22 protein-coding genes are annotated in these 25,690 nt (G+C 38.2%); 17 read left to right on the top strand and 5 right to left on the bottom strand.

Annotation, left to right across the window (positions count from 1 at the left end; genetic code table 11):
• Positions 1-80: 80 nt before the first annotated feature.
• From dnaK to FJA49_RS05400, 3 genes are all read right to left on the bottom strand, one after another.
• The gene (gene dnaK / locus FJA49_RS05410; RefSeq protein ID WP_139999643.1) at positions 81-1,973 is read right to left on the bottom strand and encodes a molecular chaperone DnaK; all 1,893 of its coding nucleotides are present in this window, start codon (positions 1,971-1,973) and stop codon (positions 81-83) included.
• Positions 1,974-2,115: 142 nt separating this feature from the next.
• Complete coding sequence (locus tag FJA49_RS05405) at positions 2,116-3,090, bottom strand: endo alpha-1,4 polygalactosaminidase (protein WP_139999641.1); 975 nt, start codon at positions 3,088-3,090, stop codon at positions 2,116-2,118.
• A gap of 40 nt (positions 3,091-3,130) precedes the next feature.
• Complete coding sequence (locus tag FJA49_RS05400; protein ID WP_139999639.1) at positions 3,131-5,629, bottom strand: M14 family zinc carboxypeptidase; 2,499 nt, start codon at positions 5,627-5,629, stop codon at positions 3,131-3,133.
• Positions 5,630-5,867: 238 nt separating this feature from the next.
• Between FJA49_RS05400 and FJA49_RS05395 the strand changes: the two genes are divergently transcribed.
• On the top strand, positions 5,868-7,292 hold the full coding sequence (locus FJA49_RS05395) for an L-serine ammonia-lyase (protein ID WP_139999637.1): 1,425 nt from the start codon (positions 5,868-5,870) through the stop codon (positions 7,290-7,292).
• A 121-nt stretch (positions 7,293-7,413) separates the two neighbouring features.
• Positions 7,414-8,766, top strand: coding sequence for a sigma-54-dependent transcriptional regulator (locus FJA49_RS05390; RefSeq protein WP_139999635.1), 1,353 nt, complete (start codon positions 7,414-7,416; stop codon positions 8,764-8,766).
• A 55-nt stretch (positions 8,767-8,821) separates the two neighbouring features.
• Here the strand turns inward: FJA49_RS05390 and FJA49_RS05385 are convergent, their stop codons facing one another.
• Positions 8,822-9,364: a hypothetical protein gene (locus tag FJA49_RS05385; RefSeq protein ID WP_139999633.1), complete on the bottom strand. Its 543-nt coding sequence runs from the start codon at positions 9,362-9,364 to the stop codon at positions 8,822-8,824.
• A 170-nt stretch (positions 9,365-9,534) separates the two neighbouring features.
• Between FJA49_RS05385 and FJA49_RS05380 the strand changes: the two genes are divergently transcribed.
• The 10 genes from FJA49_RS05380 (at position 9,535) to FJA49_RS05335 (ending at position 19,923) form a co-directional block, all read left to right on the top strand.
• A complete protein-coding gene (locus FJA49_RS05380; RefSeq protein ID WP_139999631.1) occupies positions 9,535-10,431 on the top strand; it encodes a winged helix-turn-helix domain-containing protein in 897 nt (298 codons plus the stop codon).
• Between the two features lie 172 nt (positions 10,432-10,603).
• Complete coding sequence (locus FJA49_RS05375) at positions 10,604-10,885, top strand: DUF7674 family protein (protein ID WP_139999629.1); 282 nt, start codon at positions 10,604-10,606, stop codon at positions 10,883-10,885.
• A 48-nt stretch (positions 10,886-10,933) separates the two neighbouring features.
• A complete protein-coding gene (locus tag FJA49_RS05370) occupies positions 10,934-11,047 on the top strand; it encodes a potassium-transporting ATPase subunit F (protein ID WP_317131698.1) in 114 nt (37 codons plus the stop codon).
• 3 nt (positions 11,048-11,050) lie between these two features.
• A complete protein-coding gene (kdpA, locus tag FJA49_RS05365) occupies positions 11,051-12,739 on the top strand; it encodes a potassium-transporting ATPase subunit KdpA (RefSeq protein ID WP_139999627.1) in 1,689 nt (562 codons plus the stop codon).
• Between the two features lie 17 nt (positions 12,740-12,756).
• Positions 12,757-14,802, top strand: a complete 2,046-nt coding sequence (kdpB, locus tag FJA49_RS05360; RefSeq protein WP_139999625.1) for a potassium-transporting ATPase subunit KdpB — start codon at positions 12,757-12,759, stop codon at positions 14,800-14,802.
• A gap of 12 nt (positions 14,803-14,814) precedes the next feature.
• A complete protein-coding gene (locus FJA49_RS05355; RefSeq protein ID WP_139999623.1) occupies positions 14,815-15,375 on the top strand; it encodes a K(+)-transporting ATPase subunit C in 561 nt (186 codons plus the stop codon).
• A gap of 2 nt (positions 15,376-15,377) precedes the next feature.
• On the top strand, positions 15,378-16,463 hold the full coding sequence (locus FJA49_RS05350) for a porin (RefSeq protein ID WP_139999621.1): 1,086 nt from the start codon (positions 15,378-15,380) through the stop codon (positions 16,461-16,463).
• A 19-nt stretch (positions 16,464-16,482) separates the two neighbouring features.
• Entirely contained in the window at positions 16,483-17,613 is a 1,131-nt protein-coding gene (locus tag FJA49_RS05345; protein WP_139999619.1) for a sensor protein KdpD, read from the top strand.
• Positions 17,614-17,672: 59 nt separating this feature from the next.
• Positions 17,673-18,029 (top strand): four helix bundle protein, encoded by a 357-nt coding sequence (locus FJA49_RS05340; RefSeq protein WP_139999617.1) that lies wholly within the window; start codon positions 17,673-17,675, stop codon positions 18,027-18,029.
• A 163-nt stretch (positions 18,030-18,192) separates the two neighbouring features.
• Positions 18,193-19,923: a sensor histidine kinase gene (locus tag FJA49_RS05335; RefSeq protein WP_139999615.1), complete on the top strand. Its 1,731-nt coding sequence runs from the start codon at positions 18,193-18,195 to the stop codon at positions 19,921-19,923.
• Position 19,924: 1 nt separating this feature from the next.
• Here FJA49_RS05335 and FJA49_RS05330 read toward each other — a convergent pair whose 3' ends face one another.
• Positions 19,925-20,392, bottom strand: coding sequence for a nuclear transport factor 2 family protein (locus tag FJA49_RS05330; RefSeq protein WP_139999613.1), 468 nt, complete (start codon positions 20,390-20,392; stop codon positions 19,925-19,927).
• A 108-nt stretch (positions 20,393-20,500) separates the two neighbouring features.
• Here FJA49_RS05330 and panB point away from each other — a divergent pair, with 108 nt between their 5' ends.
• The 5 genes from panB to FJA49_RS05305 all read left to right on the top strand — a co-directional run bounded on the left by panB (position 20,501) and on the right by FJA49_RS05305 (position 25,683).
• Positions 20,501-21,319, top strand: coding sequence for a 3-methyl-2-oxobutanoate hydroxymethyltransferase (gene panB / locus FJA49_RS05325; RefSeq protein WP_139999611.1), 819 nt, complete (start codon positions 20,501-20,503; stop codon positions 21,317-21,319).
• 56 nt (positions 21,320-21,375) lie between these two features.
• A complete protein-coding gene (locus FJA49_RS05320; protein WP_139999609.1) occupies positions 21,376-22,065 on the top strand; it encodes an RluA family pseudouridine synthase in 690 nt (229 codons plus the stop codon).
• An 87-nt stretch (positions 22,066-22,152) separates the two neighbouring features.
• Positions 22,153-23,490, top strand: coding sequence for a hypothetical protein (locus FJA49_RS05315; protein WP_139999607.1), 1,338 nt, complete (start codon positions 22,153-22,155; stop codon positions 23,488-23,490).
• A 12-nt stretch (positions 23,491-23,502) separates the two neighbouring features.
• Positions 23,503-24,828 carry an aldehyde dehydrogenase gene (locus tag FJA49_RS05310; protein WP_139999605.1) on the top strand — a complete coding sequence of 442 codons (1,326 nt, stop codon included), beginning with the start codon at positions 23,503-23,505 and terminating at the stop codon, positions 24,826-24,828.
• Positions 24,829-24,885: 57 nt separating this feature from the next.
• Entirely contained in the window at positions 24,886-25,683 is a 798-nt protein-coding gene (locus FJA49_RS05305) for a hypothetical protein (RefSeq protein WP_139999603.1), read from the top strand.
• Positions 25,684-25,690 lie beyond the last annotated feature (7 nt).

The following is a 25,690-nucleotide window of genomic DNA, read 5'->3' as shown; positions in this document are numbered from 1 at the left end:
ACCATAATTGTTAAAAATGACAAACAAAAAAAGCGCAGGATTCAACATCCTGCGCTTATAAAATATAATCTAAAAAGTGATTATTTCACTTCTTCGTAGTCAACATCCTGAACGTTGTCGCCACCGTTAGCATCACCTTGCGGCTGTGCGTCTTGTGGAGCTCCTTGAGCATCTCCTTGCTTGTACATTTCTTCAGAAGCATTTTTCCATGCCTCGTTCAATTTGTCTAAAGCCGGTTGGATAGCTGCTACATCCTGGCTTGCGTGAGCTGCTTTTAACTCAGTCAATGCACTTTCGATAGCTGCTTTGTTACCTTCAGATAATTTTTCACCAAATTCTTTCAGCTGGCTTTCCGTTTGGAAGATCATGCTGTCAGCTTCGTTCAATTTTTCAATTTTCTCTTTAGCTGCTTTGTCAGAATCTGCATTAGCCTCAGCTTCTTTTTTCATTCTTTCGATTTCTTCCTGAGTCAATCCAGAAGAAGCTTCGATTCTGATATCATGTGATTTTCCAGTTCCTTTATCAGTTGCAGAAACTTTGATGATACCGTTAGCATCAATATCAAAAGTTACTTCAATCTGAGGCACTCCTCTACCTGCTGGCGGGATACCATCTAAGTGGAAACGTCCAATAGTTTTGTTATCTGTCGCTAAAGCTCTTTCTCCTTGCAAAACGTGAATTTCAACCGATGGCTGGTTATCTGCAGCAGTAGAGAATACTTGCGATTTTTTAGTTGGGATTGTTGTGTTCGACTCAATCAATTTCGTCATAACACCACCCATAGTTTCGATACCTAGAGAAAGCGGCGTAACATCTAACAACAATACATCTTTTACATCTCCAGACAAAACTCCACCTTGGATAGCAGCACCAATAGCTACAACCTCATCAGGGTTAACTCCTTTAGATGGTTTTTTGTTGAAGAATTTTTCTACTTCTTCCTGAATTCTAGGAATACGTGTAGAACCTCCTACTAAGATTACCTCATCAATATCTGAAATGCTTAAACCAGCATCTTTTAATGCTTTTGCTACCGGATCCATTGAACGTTTAACCAAGCTATCAGTCAATTGGTCAAATTTAGCTCTAGTCAATGTTTTTACTAAGTGCTTAGGTCCTGTTGCCGTAGCTGTAACGTATGGCAAGTTGATTTCTGTTTGAGGAGAAGACGATAATTCGATTTTTGCTTTTTCAGCAGCTTCTTTCAAACGTTGCAATGACATTGGGTCTTGACGCAAATCCAAACCTTCTTCAGCTTTGAATTCTTCTGCCAACCAGTCAATAACAGCCTGGTCAAAATCATCACCTCCTAAGTGCGTATCTCCGTTAGTAGACAATACTTCGAAAACTCCGTCACCTAATTCAAGGATAGAAATATCAAAAGTACCACCACCTAAATCGTAAACAGCAATTTTTTGGTCTTGTCCTTTTTTATCCAAACCATAAGCCAATGCAGCTGCAGTAGGCTCATTGATAATACGCATTACTTTCAAGCCTGCAATTTCACCTGCTTCTTTTGTTGCCTGACGCTGCGCATCGTTGAAGTATGCAGGAACAGTAATAACAGCTTCTGTTACAGACTGACCTAAATAATCTTCAGCAGTTTTTTTCATTTTTTGAAGTGTCATTGCTGACAATTCTTGTGGTGTGTAAAGACGGCCGTCGATATCTACACGTGGTGTATCGTTATCGCCTTTTACTACTGTGTAGGCAACGTTTTTAGCTTCTTTTGAGCTTTCAGAGAATTTATTCCCCATGAAACGCTTGATAGAAGCAATAGTTTTTGTTGGATTGGTCACTGCTTGTCTTTTGGCAGGGTCACCCACTTTGATTTCTCCACCATCAACAAATGCAATTACTGACGGCGTTGTTCTTTTTCCTTCAGCATTAGGAATTACAACTGGTTCGCTACCTTCCATAACGGCAACGCAAGAGTTCGTCGTTCCTAAGTCAATTCCGATTATTTTACCCATGTTTTTATATGTATTTTGTTTTATACTAGTTTTTAAACTCGTGAACTAGTAGACAATCTTTGTGCCAAGACTAAAAATATTTAAAATTGTCAGTTTTTGTTAAAATTGACATTTTAAAATCTGACAAGATGACATTTAACATTTATCTTTCAAAGTATTCAAATCCGTCAATGATGTCCAGGTATACCCCGTCAAAATTAGCCGCTAAGATTTTATTTAGGTAAGAATCGTCATTCTTATAGATAATCTTCTGCCAGTCCTCATTCCAATATTTTACCTTGAAATTGCCTGGCCAATCCGGATTTTCAGTAGCAATCCAATCCGGTTTAGTTGCATTCCAGGATGGTTGCCAATAATAGCGGTAGTTTTCAGATTCTCCAATTGACATATAGCAGATTACCAAACGCTTCCCGCCATTGGCTTTATCTTTTAACTGGTTGATTTCTGAAGCTGTAAACTGCTCTTCGTTTAAAAACAAATCCATGATGACAACATCATAGTTTGTGGCTTTTACCGCATTTATAAAAGCAGTTTTTGAAGTAAAATTTTCCGAATTTATCAGGTATAGAAAATTCTTTGCCTGTGACAGATTTGTAACCGCTGCAGTATTAGCGTTATTGGGAACTGTTGCCGGAATTGCAGTCAGGTCACGTTTTGGTGCAGCAAAGGAAATATAACCGTTTGTGGCATTAACCTGATAAGAATTATTCATTTTTGAAGGAGTAGAACAATAATCTGTCACCAGTATAGTCTTTCCTTTATTCTTTGAAGCATTTAAAAAACTTTTCAGATAATTCGAAACACTGCCAGGAGTTGCCTGATCGTCATTGTCATATCCGTAAAACAAATCTTCTTGACCATTTCCATCAATTGCATCCAGGTAGGCTTGCGATGGACTACCATCGGCTTCCCCATTTGCAGAAATGAGTTCGATTCCATTTTGAGGAATTACAGCAAAACCGGGCTTGACATTTTTTGCTTTTTGGCTGATTCCGATAACAAAATTGCGCATTTCTTGCCTGAAATCACGATTCTCAATTGGATTTGAATCATTATCGTTATCCTTATCACAGCCTAAAAAGGCAAGTACTACTGCTAGCAGGACTATCTTTTTCATATCTTTTTATTGTGATAACGGCAGGATACACTTTTTAGTCTCAATCAACTAAAAACAATGCATTACTAAATAGTAAATTTCCGTTTTCCCAGAAACCTCTAAAGAGTGGATTGTCTATCATGTAAATCACTTTTCCCCTACCAAACGGCTCAACTGCAAACGAAACCGTATTTTCCAATTTCTTTTTCAGGTTTGTTCCAATAAAGCCATAACTCTTATATTTTTCCGGAACATAAGCCACATTCCATACATTTTTAAGAACTTTAAAATACCTGTCGGATGTCTTTAGGCTATAATACGTATCTCCTAATCCGTAAGAAAGCGGATGGGTTTTGTCTAATACATTTTCTATGATAGCACCCTGAATGCTATTTGAAATAAAACGCCTTTCGGAGTTCTGATATTTTTGAAAACGCATTGCCAGTGCATCATCGTCACTTTGTTTTTTTGCCGCATCTTTTTCTTCATTGGTAGCAAACTGTGTCAGATTGTAGCCTTCTCTATTTTCAAACAAGCTTAAGGCATTTTGTATTGCGATTGTTTTACCTCCTTTTGAAATAAAATCATCAATGTTTTTCTTTTGCCCGTCCGATAACTCATACCATCCGTCTGCCAAAATCAAGGTGTTATAATCAGCCAGATTCACTATTCCTAAATTGTCCGCATCAACTATACTGACAGGATAATCTATAATCTGATCCATATAAAACCAAACCTGTCCAAAATCTGTCGGGCTAACATATTTCCCGCTTATGAGAAGTACTTTAGGCGTTTTCATCAATGGGAAATTCTCTCCACCCAAATCAGCACCGCCAATAGAAAAGCCACTTTTGATTACGCTATAATCATTTTTTTCAATCAAGAGAGGTCCTACTACTTTTTCAAATTCCTGAAGTTGGGAATTATCGGATTTTAAAACAATCATATCTCCCAGGTTTATCTTTGTATCTCCAAAAGCAGAAGTCTTTCTTGCAAAACGCACCTTGACATTCTTTTTTAATAAAGAGGCTGCAATTTTTGCAGAAGCTCTATTGTTCCATGGAATATGAAAGGCATAGGCACTTTCAGGAATCGTTTTAACAGCAGTTATTTTATCTTTGGTTTTTATTATCAAGGCATTTTTAAGCGCATAGCTTTCTATTCCAAAAGCATGAGGTAAAGCCCAGGCTGTAATATCATAAGTAAGACTATCAGACAGTCTTTGATAAGGTTCAAACAACACTTGTGTCAGCACTGACTTTGGCTGGCTTGCCTGTATAATCATATCTCCGGACTCAACAGAAAATGATTTCTCTTTGTCTGATTGATAATGATAACCTGATAGTTTTTTGGTTTCATCAGCATATGCGAACTGTATATTATTCTGCTTCAACATCAGAGCCAGCTGTTCTGCTTTTCCGTCATTTTTTACAACATAGGTTTTATATTTTCCTTTTGGATTTTGTCTGCTGTCTTTAAAATAGGCCTTAAAATCAGATACTAACTTTTCTTTCCTAGCTGATGCTGTTTCAACAGCTGTCAATACAGCAACCGAATGGTGGTTTATCCTATCCTGTAAAGTAAGGATATTACCATTCTGCATTACAATAGCTCTTCCGGCTCCAATTCCTCCTTGTTCATACGTCATTCCTATTGCGCCGTTAAAACTTGGATACGTATCTCCATAGCTCGGGTAGAACAAATCAAAACGCTCTCTGGTATAATAATTCCAACCTTCGGCATCAAACTTTTTAGAAGTGTTCTCTCCTATCGTATTATGAAAATCACGTTGCGGCTTGGTTATAAAATCATGGAACGGTTCTGCCGCCGGAGGGAAAAAATACGGTTCATTATAGCCCATTTCATGGACATCAACATGCACTTCAGGCATCCATTGATTGTATAAAACGATTCGCTGTTGGGTTTCAACCTGTGTCTGCCAGGCCCAATCCCTGTTTAAGTCATATGCATAATGATTTTGTCTTCCACCCGGCCATGGTTCCATATGCTCACGATCCGTTAGTCCCGGATGCAGGTTTTTCCCGGTAACATCACGAAGCCAGTTTCCATATCTTGAATAACCATCCGGATTTAAACATGGATCAAGTATAACGATCGTGTTTTCAAGCCATTGTTTTGTAGTCGTGTTTTTTGGATTCAAAAGTTCATAAGCCACTTTCATAGAGCTTTCCGCCGCACCTATCTCATTTCCATGTACATTAAAACTAAGCCATACAATTGCTTTTTCAATTGCTGTTGCGGGCTTTTTATCTGTCATACCAATGGAATACAAATGATTTTCACGGATAGCATCCAGATTTTTAAGATTTTCAGGCGTAGAAATATAATACACATTTAAACTTCGTCCCTGTGAAGTAAAACCATAAGGATCGTGTTTGATATAATCAGAATTTTCTTTTAGGTATTTAAAATAAGCCTCAAGTTCATGATAAAAGCTTACCTGTTTCCCATATTCTGGTAAAAATTCGGCAGGGCTTTTAAGTTGGGCATAACCTGAAAGGCTGAAAGCTAGCAAGAAAGCAAAAAGTAGCTTTTTCATAAGACTGTTTAAGTGTTTGTGCATCAAATGTAGGAAATTAACCTTTAGAACCTAAAAGCTACTAACAGGGATACTAAATTTTGTTAGAAAACGAAGAATTCGCAAAATCGACTTCTCTTATTTCACTATTTCTATTAGGTAAGCAATTATGCCTCACCGCTATTATACATTTAATAAATTTACAACGTTTTCGCAATCGTAAAAAATATATATTTGCATAAAATTGCCTCTCATAACTATGGAAGAATGTATCTCGGTATTTGATATGCTTAAAATTGGCGTTGGACCCTCAAGTTCCCATACTCTTGGACCTTGGCGTGGTGCAGAACGTTTTTTGAATGAACTTCGTGAAGAAAATATCTTAAGCAAAGTAATCCGAATTAAAGTGGATTTGTTTGGTTCTCTTTCCCTGACAGGAAAAGGCCATGCAACTGATTTGGCGGTTATGTTAGGACTTACCGGTGCTGATCCGGAATACATTCCTATTGACAGTATTGACAGGACCATATCTGAAATAAAGAAAAACAAGCAGCTTCATCTGGCAGGCGAAAGGATGATAGCATTTGATATGGAGACAGATATTGTATTTAATAAAAACTTCCTGCCTTTCCATTCTAACGGATTTACGTTTACAGCCTATACGCCGGATAGCGAATACGAATCGACATTCTATTCCATAGGTGGCGGTTTTGTCGTTAAGGAAGAAAGAGCAAACGCTATTAAAAAGGAAGCCATCAAATGCGCTTTTCCTTTCCCTATACAAAATGCGGTAGAATTACTTGACTATACAGTCAACGAAAATAAAAGTATTTCCGAAATCGTTTATGAAAACGAAAAGTCAATGCGTACTGAGGAAAACATCCACAGCGAACTGATGCGTATTTGGAATACGATGTTAGAGTGTATGTATATTGGCTGCCATTCCGAAGGTATACTTCCCGGAGGATTAAACGTTCGCAGAAGGGCTTTTGATATGCATCAGAACCTCATTGGACTGGCAAACTACAGCAATCCACAAGAATGGCTGGAAACCATTCGTAAAACAGAAGTAAAATTCCGCCAGATTCTGAAATGGGTTAGCTGTTTCGCTTTGGCTGTCAATGAAGTCAATGCTTCGCTAGGAAGAGTCGTAACCGCTCCTACTAACGGAAGTGCTGGAGTTATTCCTGCCGTATTGATGTATTATATGGTTATTGAAAACCACCAGGCTAGCGAAAAAGAAATCAAGCAATTCCTTATGGTTGCAGGAGAAATTGGCAGTATCTTCAAAAAAGGAGCTACCATTTCGGCCGCTATGGGAGGTTGCCAGGCAGAAATAGGCGTTTCTTCTGCTATGGCTGCAGGAGCTTTATGTGAATTGATGGGCGGTAGTCCGGCTCAGGTACTTATGGCAGCTGAAATCGCAATGGAGCACCATCTTGGAATGACTTGCGACCCTATAGGTGGATTGGTTCAGATTCCATGTATAGAAAGAAATACGATGGGTGCCATCAAAGCAATCAACGCAGCCGAGTTGGCTCTTGAAACCGACCCTAAAAATGCGAAAGTTCCTTTAGACAAGGTAATCAATACCATGTGGGAAACTGCTAAAGACATGAACACTAAATACAAAGAAACATCAGAAGGCGGACTGGCTATAAGCGTGAATATGGCCGACTGCTAAACGATAGCAATATAAAAAGTAACAGCAACCTGAAAATTTCAGGTTGTTTTTATTTATGCCCTAGTGCAAAACCAATACTGCAAAACACTAATTTTGCTTAAACTCTTATTCCCTTTTTCGCTTGAAAAAAATTCTCATCATTGACGACGAAGAAAAGCTAAGAAGCCTAATGGCCCGAATTATTGGCCTGGAAGGTTTTGAAGTCATTGAAGCAGGAGACTGCAAATCCGGACTAAAAAAGATCGAACAGCATACTTTTGATGTTGTGCTTTGCGATGTCAAACTTCCTGACGGGAATGGTGTTGACCTGACCATTGCAATAAAAGAAAAATCGCCACAAACTGAAGTTATATTGCTCACCGCTTACGGAAACATTCCGGATGGTGTGCAAGCCATAAAAAATGGCGCTTTCGATTATATAGTAAAAGGTGATGACAATAATAAAATCATCCCGCTACTTCATCGGGCTATCGAAAAAGGAAACCTAACAAAAAGAATTGCCCAGTTAGAAGCCAAACTTGAAGATAAGCTTTCGTTTGATGGTATTATAGGCGATTCCAAATCGCTGTTGCAATCTATCAATCTGGCCAAAAAAGTAGCTCCTACGGATACTACTGTCCTACTAACCGGAGAAACCGGTACGGGTAAAGAAGTATTTGCAGCGGCTATTCATCAATCAAGCCCGAGAAAACATCAGAATTTTGTTGCCATAAACTGTTCGGCTTTTAGTCATGATTTGCTCGAAAGCGAAATGTTTGGACATCTTGCAGGTTCATTTACCGGAGCCACAAAAGACAAAAAAGGACTGTTTGAGGAAGCCAATGGCGGAACAATATTTTTAGATGAAGTTGGTGAAATGGCACTAGACCTTCAGGCAAAACTGTTACGTGTTATTGAAAATGGTGAATTCCTAAAAGTTGGTGAAAACAAACCCACAAAAGTTGATGTACGCATTATAGCTGCTACCAATAGAGATTTACCTAAAGAAATAGAATCAGGACATTTTAGACAAGACTTGTTCTACCGTCTTTCCGTATTCCAAATCCAATTACCGGCCCTGCGAGAACGCGTTCCCGATATTGAGCCTCTTGCCAAACATTTTCTGAATTTCTTTGCCTTAAAAACCAATAAAAAAATCAAGACATTGTCTGATGAATTTGTGCAATTATTAAAATTGCATACCTGGCCGGGAAATATCCGTGAACTAAAAAACGTACTGGAACGCAGCGTTATCCTGGAAACAGAAACTATCCTGACAACGGATTGCCTTCCTATGGAGATACAACAGCTAAAAACATCGGATACATCTGGAGAATCTCCTGTATTGTCTGCTTTTTCTTTGGCTTCTGCTGAAAAAATCCATATCCAGAAAGTACTGAACTATACCAACCACAACAAAACCGAAACTGCAAAATTGTTGAATATTGCTTTGACAACTCTATACAGAAAGCTGGAAGAATACAAGATTAGCTAGATATATTGATACAAATATATTACCGGCAAGGTATGCGTATTTCAAATTTATTTATTTAGCAACCGTCTTTGCGAGAGGCACTTTTATAAATTACTTTACCATCTCGTTCTACATAGTCAACCGATACGATTGGATAGTCATACTTGGGTGCATACGACACAGAATTGCTTCTTATAATAATTTTGTCGTTAACTTTCAGGCTTCGTAATTCCTGAAATTCATTAGAATTTTCCACCCCAAAACTGAGAATATAATAGTCATCATTAATCCCAGCCATCATTCCAAAACCTAATCGTGAGCCTGGCGGAAGGGAAAGAGAGGTTATAACAGCCTCCATATTGGCAAAATAACTTACATGACTCCTTATTTTAGCAGCACTGGCAAGTACTTTTTTACCTTCGGGAGACATTTCCCATTCTTTGAGCTTTATTCCATCAGGGGTAGCTTCCCATTTTTCCCTTTCGGCTTTCATATCAGCAGCAGAGAGTAGCTTTGGGGCTGGCTCCATAGAAATTTCTTTTTTGGTTTCGCAATTAGTAAATACTAGTCCGCTTACCACAACCAGCGATAAGTTCAGCGCATAAATAATTTTTTTCATGTTTTTTGTAGTTTTAATTAACATTGATAAATCAGATTTTTTTTAAGGCATTTCTTTTATTTTTGATACCCCATCAAAATTGTTTCAGCGAATCTACTTTGTTATTTTTTGGCTTGAAGGATTCAGATTGTAAATTAAATTGTAACCTTTGTAAATAAATCGTAAATCGTATGTCCGATAGCCAAAATCTCTTTTCCGGAAAACGTAAGTATCTGTTTGGATTGGCTTTACTCTCGTTTATATCAGTAATCTTCGCATCTTTTAGTATGGCGGACAGTAACGATTTTGATATCTCCAAAAGGGAAATTTTGCTCCGCAGGATAGGGCATGAAATACTTTTACAATCAGGTGACAGTATATCGAGGGTTCTTCCTGTAAAAAAGATTGCCGAAAATGAGTACCAGATCAGGTTTGAAAAAGAATTTAGTTTTCAACCGGACTCTCTGGTTAATATAACCCAGCGTTTGTTGGCTAAAGACCCGTTGGCATCTGATCATGTTGTTACTATTCTGAACTGTGGCGACTCCAGTGTGGCTTATGGATATGCTATATCCAAAAATAAAAAAGAGGACAATGTACCCTGTATAGGGAGAATACAACCCAAAGCATGTTACGTAATCAATATTAAATTCAAACCGACAGGTATAAATACAGTAAAGAGTGGCTATCTTTTAGCCGGCCTACCGTTTTTAGCATTGGTTGGTTTTCTTTTTTTTAAATCTGTTACTCCTCGAAAGCAAAAAACTTTACCTGACAGTCAGGATACGAACCTATTCACTTTGGGTTCAGTTTTGTTTGATGCTAAGAATCGGAAACTGATAATCAATGAAAACACAATAGACTTAACGGCAACTGAAACCCGTGTATTGCTTATTTTCGCCTTGTCTCCCAACGAGACGATAGAGAGAAGCCGATTGCAAAAAGAGATATGGGAAGATGAAGGCGTTATTGTTGGGCGTAGTTTGGATATGTTTATTTCAAAACTTAGAAAAAAACTGGAACTTGATTCCAATATCAATATCGTTGTTATACGCGGCAAAGGATATAAACTTGAGATTAGCTCTTAAAAAAAATTAAATACCTATCGTTTTGAAAGTACCAACCCTATCGTTTTGATAGGGTTTTTCTTTTTGGTTTCAGTCCAAAAAAATATAATTCCTAGATACTAAAGGGTTTAGGCAATTCATCAAAAAAATGGTTCTGAATTTGGCATTAGGCATCAAAAATATCTTAATCATTATGAGAAATTTCAATGATAGCCTAATCAAAAAAATGGAGCGCCTAGCTGAGATAACCATCAGTAGCCTTCAGCTCGGTAAAATGGCACGCACTAAAAGATGCCTTGCACTTGCCGAAGAATTGCTCCTAAAGGGCAATAACGAAATGAAAAATGCAATCACAAATGTCTATCTGTTTTCCGTATCACATTATATGGAAATAAACAGGCTGGAAACATCAAGGCTGCTACCCATTACACTTCACAAAGAATATGTCAAACAAATTAATGCCTCCGGAGTATGATAATTACCATCCTCACCATCGTAGGGCTGCTCTGCTTCGCCCTTTTTTATGTTTCCATTTACTATTTCGATAAAATCTAAAATTATGATAGCCTTATTAATTATTGCTCTAGCTGTTTTTGCCTATATCGTTTATGTCTTACTTAAACCTGAAAAATTTTAAACCATGAATACCGAAATTATAGGAATTATAGCCATGTTTGTCCTGACGCTGATTCTAGCAATACCGTTAGGAAAGTATATTTCAAAAGTATATTCAGGGCAAAAAACTTTTTTGGATCCTGTTTTTCTCCCAATCGAAAAACTATTTTATAAAATAAGCGGTATCGATTCCAAAAAGGAAATGAACTGGAAACAGCATATGGTTGCTTTGGTTGCCATTAATGTTGTATGGTTTGTCTTAGGAATGATAATCCTACTCTGCCAGGGTTCACTACCATTAAATCCGGATAATAATCCTAGCATGACGCCGGATCTGGCTTTCAACACCATCATTTCCTTTTTAGTAAACTGCAACTTACAGCACTATTCCGGAGAAACCGGAGTCAGCTACTTAAGCCAGTTATTCTTGATGTTCCTTCAATTCGTTTCTGCGGGAATCGGATTGGCGGCAGCTGCTGTCCTTTTCAATGCATTAAAGGAAAGAACAACCGAAACACTAGGTAATTTTTACAATTACTTTATTAAGTCTTGTACTCGTATCCTTTTGCCAATTTCCGTAATCGTAGCAACTATTTTGCTTTTCAACGGAACTCCAATGACATTTGAAGGAAAACAGGCAATGACAACGCTTCAAGGCGATTCTGTTGAAGTATCAACCGGACCAGCAGCAGCATTCACGGCCATAAAACACGTAGGTACAAATGGCGGCGGATTTTTCGGTACCAATTCAGCCCATCCTCTTGAAAACCCTAATTACCTGACCAACATTGTAGAAATGATTGCCCAGATGATTATTCCTTTTGCCATGGTGTTTGCTTTGGGGTTTTACTTAAACAGACGAAAACTGTCCTGGATGATTTTTGGTGTAATGACTGTCGGGTTTCTTGCGCTGACTATTCCAACCGTTGTTACAGAAATGAATGGAAACCCTGCCCTGACACAAATGGGAATCGATACAACATCTGGTGCTACCGAAGGTAAAGAAGTACGGTTTGGAGCTGCTGCTTCAGGCTATTGGAGCATCGCTACAACCGTTATCTCGACAGGTTCTGTCAATTCAATGCACGACAGTGCTATGCCTCTATCTGGAATGAATCAGCTGCTTGCCATGATGATCAATTGCTTTTATGGCGGATGTGGCGTAGGGATATTAAACTTTTACATTTTTATCATCCTTGCTGTTTTTATCAGCGGATTGATGGTGGGAAGAACACCTGAATTTTTGGGTAAAAAAATCGAAGCCCGCGAAATGAAAATCGCCATGATTATTGCCTTATTGCATCCTTTCCTGATTTTAGTAGGAGTTGCGCTTTCAACAGCATTTCCCGAACAAGGTGCCAGCACATTGAACAATCCGGGATTCCATGGATTCAGTGAAATCTTATACGAATTCACATCATCTGCAGCCAATAACGGAAGTGGCTTTGAAGGTCTTGGCGACAATAATCCATGGTGGAATATTACAACAGGAATTGTGTTACTACTTTCCAGATTCCTTCCAATTATAGGTCCTGTGGCTATTGCCGGAATCCTTGCTTCTAAAAAACACATTCCAGAAAGTGCCGGAACCTTAAAAACCGATACTTCGACTTTTGGATTGATGGTATTTGCTGTTATTTTCATTATTGCAGCACTTTCCTTCTTCCCTTCTCTGACTTTAGGACCTATAGCAGAATATTTCACGCTTTACTAATCAAATGATTTTCAAAAATGAAAACTCAAAATAAATCACTGTTTCAGAAAGAATTGCTCAAAGAAGCATTCCTACAGTCTTTCCTGAAGCTCAATCCTGCAACCCTGTTCCGTAATCCGATTATGTTTACAGTTGAAATTGGAACAGTTGTCATGCTCTGCGTTTGTTTGTGGATATTGACAGGTGAACAATCACAAGGCAGTTTTGTATACAACTTTACCGTCTTTATCATCTTATTGTTCACGCTATTGTTTGCCAATTTTGCCGAAGCCATTGCCGAAGCAAGAGGAAAAGCTCAAGCCGATAGCCTTAGAAAAACAAGAGAAGAAACACCTGCAAAAAAAATCTTCCCTGTTGGAGAAATGTATATCGATGAACTTCAGATTGTTCCTTCTTCTAGCCTCGCTAAAGGAGATATATTTATCTGTGAAGCCGGCGATACTATTCCAACCGACGGAGAAATCATTGAAGGTCTGGCAACAATTGACGAAAGCGCCATAACCGGTGAAAGTGCTCCTGTAATCCGTGAAGCCGGCGGTGATAAAAGTTCCGTAACAGGTGGTACAAAGGTTTTGTCTGACAAGATTAAAGTACAGGTTACGACTGAACCTGGCGAAAGCTTCCTTGACAAAATGATTGCATTGGTTGAAGGTGCATCAAGACAAAAAACACCTAACGAAATTGCATTGACTATTTTATTAGCAGGTTTTACATTGGTGTTTATCATTGTCTGCACGACTTTAAAACCATTTGCTGATTATGCCAATATCACAATAACCATTGCTTCTTTTATTTCTTTATTTGTCTGTCTTATTCCAACAACCATCGGTGGATTGCTGTCTGCCATAGGTATTGCCGGAATGGACCGCGCCTTACGTGCCAACGTCATTACAAAATCAGGTAAAGCAGTAGAAACTGCCGGAGATATTGACGTATTACTGTTAGACAAAACAGGAACCATTACAATTGGAAACCGAAAAGCAACAAACTTTTACCCTACAACGGGTGTATCAGAACAAGATTTCGTAAAAGCAAGTATCCTTTCTTCCCTGGCTGATGAAACACCAGAAGGCAAGTCAATTATCGAATTGGCTGGAAAAGATGCTACAAAAAATCTTTCTGTAGAAGATTCAATACTGATAAAATTTACAGCCGAAACCCGAAGTAGCGGTGTCAATCTTCCTGACGGTACCAAAATCCGAAAAGGCGCTTACGATTCCATCCGAAAACTAAGCGAGCAAGCAGGAAATTCTTTTCCAAATGACACATCCGATAGAGTCACTGAGATTTCCAGCAATGGAGGTACGCCATTAGTCGTTTCCCAAAACGATAAAGTCTTAGGAGTAATTGAATTGCAGGATATTATCAAACCTGGAATACAGGAACGTTTTGAAAGACTGCGTAGAATGGGTGTCAAAACGGTAATGGTTACAGGTGATAATCCGCTGACAGCCAAATTTATTGCCGAAAAAGCAGGTGTGGATGACTTCATTGCAGAAGCCAAGCCCGAAGACAAGATGAATTACATCAAGAACGAGCAGATTAAAGGTAAGCTGGTTGCCATGATGGGTGACGGTACAAATGATGCTCCCGCTCTTGCGCAAGCTGATGTGGGTGTAGCAATGAACAGCGGAACACAAGCTGCCAAAGAAGCCGGAAACATGGTGGATTTAGATAACGACCCTACAAAACTGATAGAGATTGTAGAAATCGGAAAACAATTATTAATGACACGAGGAACACTGACCACTTTTAGTATTGCGAATGACGTTGCCAAATATTTTGCCATCATTCCTGCTTTGTTCATCACGGCAATTCCTGCCTTGCAAGGCTTAAATATCATGCACTTGCATAGTCCGGAAAGCGCCATCCTATCGGCAGTTATCTTTAATGCAATTGTTATCCCGTTTTTGATTCCGCTGGCTTTAAAAGGAGTCACGTATAAACCCATTGGTGCCTCTGCCCTATTAAGACGAAACCTATTGTTTTATGGACTAGGCGGTATCATCGTTCCGTTTATCGGAATAAAAATCATCGACATGATTGTCACAATATTCATCTAAACTGATATCAAAATGAAAAATTATTTATGGATTGGAGTAAAGTTAACGCTGATTACTCTCGTCTTTTTCGCCGGAATCTATACGCTGTTTATACTTGGAATAGCCCAAATGGCTCCCAACCAAGGAAAAGGAATCATGACAGAAAGCAATGGAAAAAAATTCTATAGCAACATAGGCCAGTCCTTTACTGATGCCAAATATTTTAACTCAAGACCTTCTGCCGTAAACTATAATGCGGCGGGTTCCGGAGGAAGCAACAAAGGACCAAGCAACCCTGAATACCTGGCTGAAGTTCAAAAAAGAATTGACACTTTCTTAATCCAAAATCCGGAAATCAAAGCTGATGAAATTCCTGCTGATATGGTGACAGCCAGTGGTAGCGGATTGGATCCGAATATTTCCGTAAAAAGTGCAAAAGTACAGGTCAAACGTATTGCAAAAGTGAGAAATATAGAAGAAAAGAAACTCCAAGACCTTATTGCTCAAAACACTGAAAAGCCGCTTTTAGGGCTATTCGGACCAGAAAAAATAAACGTATTACAACTCAACATCGCTCTCGATAAACTCAAATAACAATGAAAAAAATAGCTACTGCAGCTTTTATTGCAATGGTCTCGCTTGCACAAGCACAGACAGACACTGCAACAACTTCTGAATCTCCATTAAAAATAACAGGCTATGCCGAAATCTATTATCTCTATGATTTTGGCGCCCCTGAAAACAATATCAGACCCGGTTTTGTATATTCACATAACAGGCACAATGAAGTTTCCTTAAATCTTGGATTTGTCAAAGCCAATTATGAAAAAGGAAACGTTAGGGCTAATCTGGCAATCATGGCCGGAACCTATGGCAACGCCAATCTTGCTACAGAAGAAGGCATCATGAAAAACATTTATGAAGCCAATGCCGGTGTAAAACTTTCAAAAACAAAAAACCTTTGGATTGATGCCGGGATTTTTGCATCGCATATTGGTTTTGAAAGTGCTATCAGTAAGGATTGTTGGGCATTGACACGCAGTATTCAGGCAGACAACTCCCCTTATTATGAAAGCGGTGCTAAATTGTCGTATACTACAGACAACGGAAAATGGTTTGTGAGCGGACTCGTTTTAAACGGCTGGCAAAGAATCAAACGAGTTGACGGCAATAAGACCTTGGCTTTTGGACATCAAGTAACCTATAAACCAAACGCCTCTATCCTATTGAACAGCAGTTCTTTCATTGGGAACGACAAACCCGATATTGACAAAAGAATGCGTTATTTCCACAATTTATATGGCGTTTTTCAGTTGAATGAAAAATGGGGACTTACAGCTGGTTTTGACATTGGAGCCGAACAAAAAGAGAAAGGAAGCGACAGTTATAATTCATGGTATTCTCCTGTTCTAATTGCCAGATATAAAGTTTCAGATAAAATCCATATCGCAGCACGAGGAGAATATTATGCAGATAAAAACGGTGTAATAATTGCAACAGATACACCAAACGGATTTAAAACTTTTGGTTATTCTGTCAACTTCGATTACAATATCTATGACAATGTTGTATGGAGAGTCGAAGCTAGAAATTTGAGCAGCAAGGATGAAATTTTCACTGAAAATGGAAATCCTACCAAACAGAACTTTGCAGCGGCAACTTCGCTTGCCATATCTTTTTAAAATCAAAGCCTAATTTATTTTGGAAAGTAAAAGAGAAGATAGCGTACAGCATTTTTTAAACCTGATCCAAAAATCAAGGAGAGGAAAGTTTAAGATCTACATCGGCATGAGTGCCGGTGTAGGTAAAACTTTTCGTATGCTTCAGGAAGCCCATTCCCTGCTAAAAAATGGTATTGATGTCAAAATAGGTTTTATAGAAACTCACAACCGCAAGGAAACTCACGAGCTGTTGACGGGTCTTCCTGTAATTCCAAGACGCCATTTGTTCTACAAAGGAAAAGAACTTGAAGAAATGGATGTTCAGGCCATTATCAGCCTTCGTCCCGAAGTTGTAATTGTAGACGAGCTCGCCCATACCAACATTGAAGGAAGCAAAAACGAAAAACGTTGGCAGGATGTTTTTGAAATCCTGGAAGCCGGAATCAATGTAATCAGTGCTGTAAACATCCAGCATATCGAAAGCCTGAATGAAGAAATAAAGCACATTACAGGAATCGAAGTCAAAGAACGTATTCCCGACAGCGTTTTAGCACAGGCTGACGAAGTAGTAAACATTGACCTCACCGCAGATGAATTGATCTCAAGGCTAAAAGAAGGAAAAATTTATAAGGCCGAAAAGATAGAAATGGCTCTCAAGAATTTCTTCAAGAACGAGCACATTCTACAGTTAAGAGAATTGGCATTAAAAGAAGTTGCCAGCCAGGTCGAAAGAAAAGTTGAAATTGAAGTTCCAAGAAACAAAAATACCCGTCATGAAAAATTCATGGCCTGTATTAGCAGTAATGAAGCTACCGCCAAAAAGGTAATTCGCAAAACAGCACGCTTGGCCAATTATTACAATAGTAGCAAATGGTATGTCCTATACGTACAACTGCCGCATGAAAGTGCAGACCGCATTGCTTTAGACAAACAAAGACATCTTATCAATAATTTCAAGTTGGCTACAGAATTAGGAGCCGAAGTTATCAAAATTGAACACACAAGAATTGCGAAAGCCATTATTGAACAAGCCGATAGCAAAGGCATCACAACTCTTTGTATTGGAAAACCAAGAATGAACCTGATGAAAATTATTCTTTCTACCAGCGCTTTCAAAGAATTATTAAATAAGCTATCTTCGAGTGAAATTGACCTCATTATTTTGAGTTGATAGTTTTTAGTGGATAGTGGATAGTTTAGAGTTAGTTTAAGCCATATAAAAAAGAGAGTATGAAAAATAGTATTGTTAAGGACAAATCATTTGCATTTGCCGTTAGGATTGTGAAGCTATATCAGCACATTTCAGAAAATAAAAAAGAATTTATCCTATTGAAGCAATTGGTCAGAAGTAGTACCTCAATAGGTGCAAATATATGTGAGGCTTTACAGGCTTCATCAAAAAAAGACTTTAGTAATAAGATGAACATCTCATTAAAAGAAGCCCAGGAAACCGAATATTGGCTGCGTTTGCTTTTTGAAACAAACTATCTATCAGAAAAAGAATATCAATCCGTTTACACAGACAGTATCGAGCTCATCAAAATACTAACCTCAATCGTAAAAACATCCCGAGCAAACCCAGATTAAAGACGAAAGATCAAAGACGAAAGACGAAAGATGAAAGATGAAAGACTTAAAGACTATCCTCTAAAAACTATAAACTACCAATTGTCAACTATCAACTAAAAAATTACACACCAGTAACTCCCAACTATAAACTAAAAATTATCCACTATAAACTATTTAAGTTGTGCGTATAAAAACAAAATTAAGACTCGGACTCGGGCTTTTATTCCTTCTTATCATATTGCTTGTAGCTCTGGCAGTACGACAAGTGCATGTCATTGCTGGCGATACGGAAAACATCCTTGTTGCCAATTACAATTCCTTGGACTATTCCCGAAACATGATGAAAGAACTCGATAAGATTGAAGGTGAAAAACAATCTTTCGAAAATTTCAACCGCTTTTTGCAATTGCAGGGTAAGAACATCACGGAAATAGGCGAAAAAGAACTTACCCAGAATTTAATAGAAGATGTAAAAGCATTACAGTTAAAGCCTGAAGACGGCTCCATCCTACTCCAGATTAGGAAAGACCTTAACGATATCATGAAAATCAACATGGATGCTATCCAAAGGAAAAGCATCGTGGCACAAAACACAACAGAAAGTGCCATACTCTGGATTTCAATTACTGGCCTTACCTGTTTTTTGATCGCATTAATTCTTCTAATTAACCTGCCAAGCGATATTGCAAACCCGATAAAAGATCTTACCGAAAGCATCCGCCAGATTGCGGCAAAAAATTATTCACAGCGTGTCAATTTTGAAACACATGACGAATTTGGAAACCTGGCTCGGTCTTTCAATACCATGGCAGAAAAACTACAGGAATATAGCGACAGTAACCTCGCCCGATTGATGATGGAGAAAAAACGGGTCGAAACGCTTATCAACAATATGCAGGACCCGGTTATAGGACTTGATGATAAAAACTTAATCTTATTTGCCAATGAAGAAGCCTTAAAGATTTCTGGTTTAAAAGCAGAAAACATCATCGGAAAATCGGCCAGTGAAGTTGCCATTTCAAATGATCTGGTTCGTTCACTATTACAGCATCTTATTGACGGAAACATCGAAAAACCTCTGGAAACGATGAAAATCTATGCCGACAATAAAGAAAGTTATTTCGAAGAGCAAGTAGTGCCTATACATATCCTTCCTACGGGAGAAGAAGAAAAAAAACATATTGGCTCGTTTATAATTCTTCGCAACGTAACCGCTTATAAGGAGTTGGATTTTGCCAAAACCAATTTTATAGCCATGGTTTCTCACGAATTCAAGACACCAATCGCTTCGATGAAAATGAGCCTACAATTACTGGAAAACAGCAGTATTGGAAATTTAAACGAAGAACAAAAACAGTTGGTTTCGAGCATCAAAGACGACGCTAAAAGATTGCTCCGTACAACAGGAGAATTATTAAACATCACGCAGGTAGAAACCGGAAAAACACAGCTAAAAATAGATAATTGCAATCCCGCTGAAATAATTTCAGATGCAGTAGAAGCCACAAAAATATTGGCAGAGCAAAAAAAGATCAACCTTAGCCTGAATATTCCTGAATTACTGCCTGAAATAAAAGCCGATCAGGAAAAAACAACCTGGGTAGTTACTAACCTTATTTCGAATGCTATCCGTTATTCTTATGAAAACTCCAGCATATTCATAGGTGCAGAGGCAAAAGAAAATGACCTTCTGATAACTGTAAAAGACAGCGGAATAGGTATTTCTCCTCAGTACAAAAACAAAATCTTTGACAAATATTTCCGTATTCCAGGATCAGAAAAAGAAGGAACCGGCCTCGGACTTGCCATCAGCAAAGAATTTATCGAAGCCCAAGGAGGCACAATTTCGGTTGAAAGCAATTTCGGATTTGGAAGCGAGTTTGTCATTACGCTTAAAATCAGCAACAGCTAACTTACAACTTGATTTTGCTATCGCCACAATAAATGATTTTCCATATGCCTTTCTCCTTATCCTTAAACAATTGAATGGAGTTTACACCTTTATGGGTTAATTCTCCATTAATATAAAATTCAAAAGGTATCCAAGCGTGAGCTATTTCTTCATCAACTTTAATAGTAAAAGAAAGCAGTTTTTCTTCAAATTTGGTTTCCTTAGGAATAGTCGCAACATATCTTTTAAAATCAGCTCCCTTTGTAACTACAAGTTTATTTCTTCTTGGACTTAGCACTACAGTATGTAATATCAGGTTTTCATCACTGACAGAATTAATTTTCAAGCTGTCTCTGGCATGAATGCCTTCAAAAAAAGTTTGTATCGATTCGCGGATTTCAGCTTCCTGTCCCATTAATGGCTTAAAGGAAACAAAAGAAACAAAAGAAACAAAGGAAATAAAGAAAACGAATAGTACTAATTTTCGCATTATGGTCATGTTAGATTATAGGATATAAAATTAGCATAAAAAATTATAGGTTGTGTGGCAATGATAAATAAAGCAATTTGTACATTTACATCTTCTAATTCCCACATTATGTCTGTTGCAAAAAAAGATTATAAGAGAATCACGACCAAATCGCTGATTGAAATGAAGGCTAACGGCGAAAAAATTTCAATGTTAACATCCTATGATTTCACTATGGCAAAGATTGTCGACTCTGCCGGAATTGATGTAATTCTGGTTGGCGATTCTGCCTCAAATGTAATGGCCGGTCATGAAACTACCTTGCCTATTACCCTTGACCAGATGATTTATCATGCTTCCAGTGTTGTCAGAGCCGCATCACGTGCCTTGATTGTCATTGATTTGCCATTCGGTAGCTATCAGTCTGATCCAAAAGAAGCCTTGCGTTCTTCCATCAGAATCATGAAAGAAAGCGGTGCCCATGCTGTCAAATTAGAAGGTGGAAGCGAAATCAAAGATTCCATCAAAAAAATCCTCAATGCAGGAATTCCTGTAATGGGACATTTAGGACTAACGCCACAATCTATATATAAATTCGGAACCTACACGGTTCGTGCAAAAGAAGATGCTGAAGCCGAAAAACTACTGGAAGATGCAAAATTGCTTGAAAAATTAGGCTGTTTTGCCCTTGTATTGGAAAAGATTCCTGCAAAATTAGCCGAAAAAGTAGCGCAAAGCATTTCCATTCCTGTAATAGGAATTGGTGCCGGAGGTGGCGTTGACGGTCAGGTTTTGGTCATTCATGACATGCTTGGAATGAACAATGAATTCAGCCCAAGATTTTTGAGAAGATATATGAACTTATATGATGACATGACTCGTGCCATCGGGCAGTATGTTACAGATGTGAAGTCGCATGATTTCCCTAGCGAAAAAGAACAATACTAATCGTTTTTTGATTATTTGAACTATCGAGCCGCCGAAAATCTAATTTTCAAAAAACAATGAAAATCATATCTACAAAGAATAATCTTCAGGTCCTTCACGAAGACAACCACATTATTGTCATCAACAAGCGTGTAGGCGATATTGTTCAGGGAGACAAGACCGGCGATAAACCTTTGAGTGAGGTAGTAAAAGAATATATCAAGGAAAAATATAATAAACCGGGCGAAGTTTTTCTGGGTGTTGTCCATCGACTGGACAGACCCACTACAGGAATCGTAGTATTCGCCCGCACTTCCAAAGCGCTTTCCAGACTTAATGAATTGTTTAAGAATAGAGAAACGCAAAAAACATATTGGGCTGTTGTCAAAAACAAACCCGCAGAAGCTTCTGCCAAACTAGTTCATTATCTGAAAAGAAATGAAAAGAATAACACTTCAAAAGCACACATCAAAGAAGTTCCTGATAGTAAAATAGCGAGTCTGGATTACCAAATAATCCGCGAGCTCAATAACTATTATGCTTTAGAGATTAATTTGCATACCGGAAGGCATCATCAAATCCGGGCACAATTAGCTGCGATTGGAAGTCCTATCAAAGGCGACCTTAAATATGGAGCCGACAGAAGCAATCTTGATGGCGGTATCCATCTGCATGCACGTAAACTTATCCTCATCCATCCGGTAACCAAAGAATCATTAGAAATAATCGCTCCGGTTCCTGATGACCCGATTTGGAGAGCAATCTAATCTTTTTAAGAATAAAGATTCGTTTTTTACGTTAATTTAGTATCCCCAATACAAAAAATCTATACATTTAACTAAAAAACTTACCCTATGAAATTACCAATCGTATTATGCCTCTTAATTGGCACCAGTGCTTTTGCACAAGACCATTTTTCGGGAATTACCACTTCCAGAAGAGGCGGATTATTAAATGCAAGCACCAACCCCGCTGAGCTTGCCAACTTAAAAACAAAGTATGAAGTCGGGGTCTTTTCGTTAAGCTTCAATCTTTCTAATAACAGATTGGGTTTTAATGATCTGGTAAGCGGTGACGATTTAGAAAAAAAACTTTTTGAAGGAAACAAAGACGTTGATCTCCGTTTTGACGGCGAAGTCTACGGCCCTGCATTTGCAATGAAAATAGACAAATGGGCTTTTTCATTCAATACAAAAGCCTATGGAAAAGTAAATTTTACAGATGTTGACCCTACTATTGGGGATGCCGTCACAAATGGCGCCTTAAGCAGTATTTTTGGTGCTTCCACAATCCAGAGCGATAAGAACCAGCGTGCCAACGGAACTACCTGGGGCGAAGTTGCCTTTGGAGTTGCCAGGAATGTATATGAAACTGACGAACACAAATTTAGCGTGGGCGTAACCTTAAAACTTCTCTTCCCTGGCTCTTATGCCAACTTAGGACTTGACAGATTTTCCGGAACTATTACAAATAATCTTGGAAATGTTAATATGACAGATGCTTCGGCACGAATGAATATTTCATATTCCGGTGATTTGGCAGACGATTTTACAGATTTTGGCAATTACACCAGCTCTCTTTTTGGGAAATTAAATGGCTTTGCTACTGATTTAGGGATCAACTACCAATGGAAAGACGAAAACGATGGCTATAAAATCAATGCTGGTGCTGCCGTTCGTAATATTGGAAGTATGACTTTTAAATCTGACAACAACAGTAATAGCAATTACGAATTGAACATTCCTGCCGGACAGCAGCTCAATCTGAACCAATTTGAAAGCGTAAGCAGCTTTAAGGAAATAGAGGAAATACTCCTTACGAGCGGTTACCTGACAGCAACATCAAACAGCAGTGATTTTAAAGTAAAACTTCCAACTGTTTTTTCTGCTTATGCCGATGTTAAGATAATCCCGGATTTCTATGTTACGGTATTTGGCCAGCAAAAATTAAACAAGGACGATAAAGACGACCAGGTTACCGCCCAAAACGTACTTTCAGTAACGCCACGCTATTCTACCCAAAGCTTTGAAGTATTTGCCCCGTTGGCATCAAATGAAATTTCAGGATTTACATCGGGATTAGGAGTTAGAGTCGGAGGTTTCTTTATCGGGTCAAGCTCAGTAGTTACTGCTTTGATTAATGACGGAGAACAGGCCGATTTTTATCTAGGCTTCCGTTTCGGACTACAATAATTTATTGAATTTATGAACCATAAGGAAATTAATCGCAGAAAAGAGAAACTCAAGAAATTTTCACATGTCATTTCGCTTCATGAAAATGATATTATAGAGGCACTTTACAAAGACTTTGGGAAACCCGCTTTTGAAGCGTATCTGACTGAAATAAATGTAGTGCAATCTGATTTGAAAGATGCTATAAAAAATATTAATGCCTGGGCTAAACCTAAAAAAGTCCGGGCTTCTATTCTTAATTTTCCTTCTTCTGATTATATATACACAGAACCTTATGGAAAAACGCTAATCATTTCTCCATGGAATTATCCGTTTCAATTGGCGATTTGCCCGTTGATTGCAGCCTTTGCAGCGGGCAATTCCATCGTACTGAAGCCTTCTGAATTAACACCCCATACTTCAAGCCTGATATCAAAAATAATACGGGAAACCTTTGATGTCAAGGAAGCTGTTGCTGTTTTAGGAGATGCAGAAATTGCCAAAAGTCAGCTAGCCAAAAAATGGGATTATATCTTCTTTACCGGAAGTCCGGCTGTTGGCAAAGAAGTAGCAAAAGCTGCTGCTGAAAATCTTACGCCCGTTACTTTGGAATTAGGAGGAAAAAATCCATGTATAATAGATAAAAGCGCCAATCTTCAAATTGCCGCAAAGCGCATTGTCTGGGGAAAATTTATCAATGCCGGACAAACCTGTATTGCTCCTGATTATCTTCTTATTCATAAAGGCATCAAGGCAAAATTCATTCGTTTGTTGCAACAGGAAATTGTAAATGCCTATGGTGAAGACCCTAAGCTTTCACCCGATTTTACACGAATTATAAACAAAAAACACTTCCTCCGACTGGTTGGAATGATTGAAGAAGGCAAGACAATCGCAGGAGGAATTTATGATGACGAAAACCTATATATAGCTCCAACACTCATCGATGAACCTTCTCTAGATAGCTCAGTCATGAAAGATGAAATTTTTGGTCCCCTGCTCCCACTCCTATCTTATGAAAGTGAAAGCGACTTGGAAAAAATAATTTCAAAATATGAAAAACCACTGTCGCTATATGTTTTTACAGAAGACAAAACTTTTGCAGAACGTATTATCCAGAAATTTTCATTTGGAGGAGGCTGTATTAATGATACTGTTGTACATTTTTCAAATAAAAGATTGCCTTTTGGAGGTGTTGGCAACAGTGGCATGGGCGCTTATCATGGTAAAAAAAGCTATGATACTTTCTCTCATCAGAAGTCAATTGTAAAAAAAGCGACATGGCTTGACATACCACTTCGGTACGCGCCTTACGGAAATAAACTAAAAATAATCAGAAAATTATTGAAATGGTTCTGATTCCATTTAAATTACAAAATATTGACTATTTTCGCACTTTAAATTGACATACTTACTATGCAGAAAAATACTACAACCAAAGAAAGAATTGAAGAAATCAAGAACCACGGTTATGCGTTGGAATTTGGAGATCTACTTTCTCAAGCATTTAATAATTATCAAAAAATCGTCTGGATTGCTGGGGCAGGAATATTGCTTCTTTCAATCGTATTTGTTGGAATTATAATTGGACTTGCCGGGGTATTCATCGGGTTAGATGCATTTGGCCGAGATATTGCAGACTTTCAAATCCAGAATTTTTCTACTGCTGGAATAATTGTTACTATTGTTGGAGGCGTAATAGCTGTAGCAGTTGTAAAACCTTTTTATGCGGGTATCCTCAGAGTTGCCCATCTTGCAGACAGAAAAGAAGATTTTGATTTTTCTACGCTTTTTTATTATTACAAAAGCGAATATCTTAAAGAGATCATCATTGTCGGCGTATTAATCGGGCTTTGTGGCAATGCCATCAGTACAGCACTAGAAATGGCAGGATACTCACTGATAGGATCGCTTATCAGCTATTTAATTCTGTTATTGACTTTGTTCACTACTCCATTGATTATTTTTGGTAACTTAAAAGCTGCCGAAGCCATACAGGGAAGCCTGTTGTTGGTTTCAAAAAACTTCTTTATGCTTTTGGCACTTATGCTTGTTGCCGTAATTTTGGCCTTCCTGGGAATTATTGCTTTCTGTATTGGTATTCTCTTCTCCGTTCCGTTGATTTATTCTGTTCAATACATTATTTATGCGAATGTCGTAGGAATTGAAGAGAAAAATGAATTGGAAGAAATAGGTAACTCTTCAGAGTATTAATCTATAT

Origin of the sequence: Flavobacterium microcysteis, from assembly GCF_006385255.1 — a bacterium.
Taxonomy (GTDB): Bacteria; Bacteroidota; Bacteroidia; order Flavobacteriales; family Flavobacteriaceae; genus Flavobacterium; species Flavobacterium microcysteis.
This window is presented reverse-complemented; position numbering and strand designations above follow the sequence as displayed.

What these genes read in the sequence shown, in the direction of transcription:
- kdpB (WP_139999625.1), top strand. Translation starts at nt 12,757, where the DNA reads ATGAAAACTCAAAATAAATCACTGTTTCAGAAAGAATTGCTCAAAGAA.
- FJA49_RS05355 (WP_139999623.1), top strand. Translation starts at nt 14,815, where the DNA reads ATGAAAAATTATTTATGGATTGGAGTAAAGTTAACGCTGATTACTCTC.
- FJA49_RS05315 (WP_139999607.1), top strand. Translation starts at nt 22,153, where the DNA reads ATGAAATTACCAATCGTATTATGCCTCTTAATTGGCACCAGTGCTTTT.
- kdpA (WP_139999627.1), top strand. Translation starts at nt 11,051, where the DNA reads ATGAATACCGAAATTATAGGAATTATAGCCATGTTTGTCCTGACGCTG.
- FJA49_RS05320 (WP_139999609.1), top strand. Translation starts at nt 21,376, where the DNA reads ATGAAAATCATATCTACAAAGAATAATCTTCAGGTCCTTCACGAAGAC.
- FJA49_RS05400 (WP_139999639.1), bottom strand. Translation starts at nt 5,629, where the DNA reads ATGAAAAAGCTACTTTTTGCTTTCTTGCTAGCTTTCAGCCTTTCAGGT.
- FJA49_RS05350 (WP_139999621.1), top strand. Translation starts at nt 15,378, where the DNA reads ATGAAAAAAATAGCTACTGCAGCTTTTATTGCAATGGTCTCGCTTGCA.
- panB (WP_139999611.1), top strand. Translation starts at nt 20,501, where the DNA reads ATGTCTGTTGCAAAAAAAGATTATAAGAGAATCACGACCAAATCGCTG.
- dnaK (WP_139999643.1), bottom strand. Translation starts at nt 1,973, where the DNA reads ATGGGTAAAATAATCGGAATTGACTTAGGAACGACGAACTCTTGCGTT.
- FJA49_RS05310 (WP_139999605.1), top strand. Translation starts at nt 23,503, where the DNA reads ATGAACCATAAGGAAATTAATCGCAGAAAAGAGAAACTCAAGAAATTT.
- FJA49_RS05330 (WP_139999613.1), bottom strand. Translation starts at nt 20,392, where the DNA reads ATGCGAAAATTAGTACTATTCGTTTTCTTTATTTCCTTTGTTTCTTTT.
- FJA49_RS05370 (WP_317131698.1), top strand. Translation starts at nt 10,934, where the DNA reads ATGTTTCCATTTACTATTTCGATAAAATCTAAAATTATGATAGCCTTA.
- FJA49_RS05305 (WP_139999603.1), top strand. Translation starts at nt 24,886, where the DNA reads ATGCAGAAAAATACTACAACCAAAGAAAGAATTGAAGAAATCAAGAAC.
- FJA49_RS05375 (WP_139999629.1), top strand. Translation starts at nt 10,604, where the DNA reads ATGAGAAATTTCAATGATAGCCTAATCAAAAAAATGGAGCGCCTAGCT.
- FJA49_RS05395 (WP_139999637.1), top strand. Translation starts at nt 5,868, where the DNA reads ATGGAAGAATGTATCTCGGTATTTGATATGCTTAAAATTGGCGTTGGA.
- FJA49_RS05380 (WP_139999631.1), top strand. Translation starts at nt 9,535, where the DNA reads ATGTCCGATAGCCAAAATCTCTTTTCCGGAAAACGTAAGTATCTGTTT.
- FJA49_RS05385 (WP_139999633.1), bottom strand. Translation starts at nt 9,364, where the DNA reads ATGAAAAAAATTATTTATGCGCTGAACTTATCGCTGGTTGTGGTAAGC.
- FJA49_RS05405 (WP_139999641.1), bottom strand. Translation starts at nt 3,090, where the DNA reads ATGAAAAAGATAGTCCTGCTAGCAGTAGTACTTGCCTTTTTAGGCTGT.
- FJA49_RS05340 (WP_139999617.1), top strand. Translation starts at nt 17,673, where the DNA reads ATGAAAAATAGTATTGTTAAGGACAAATCATTTGCATTTGCCGTTAGG.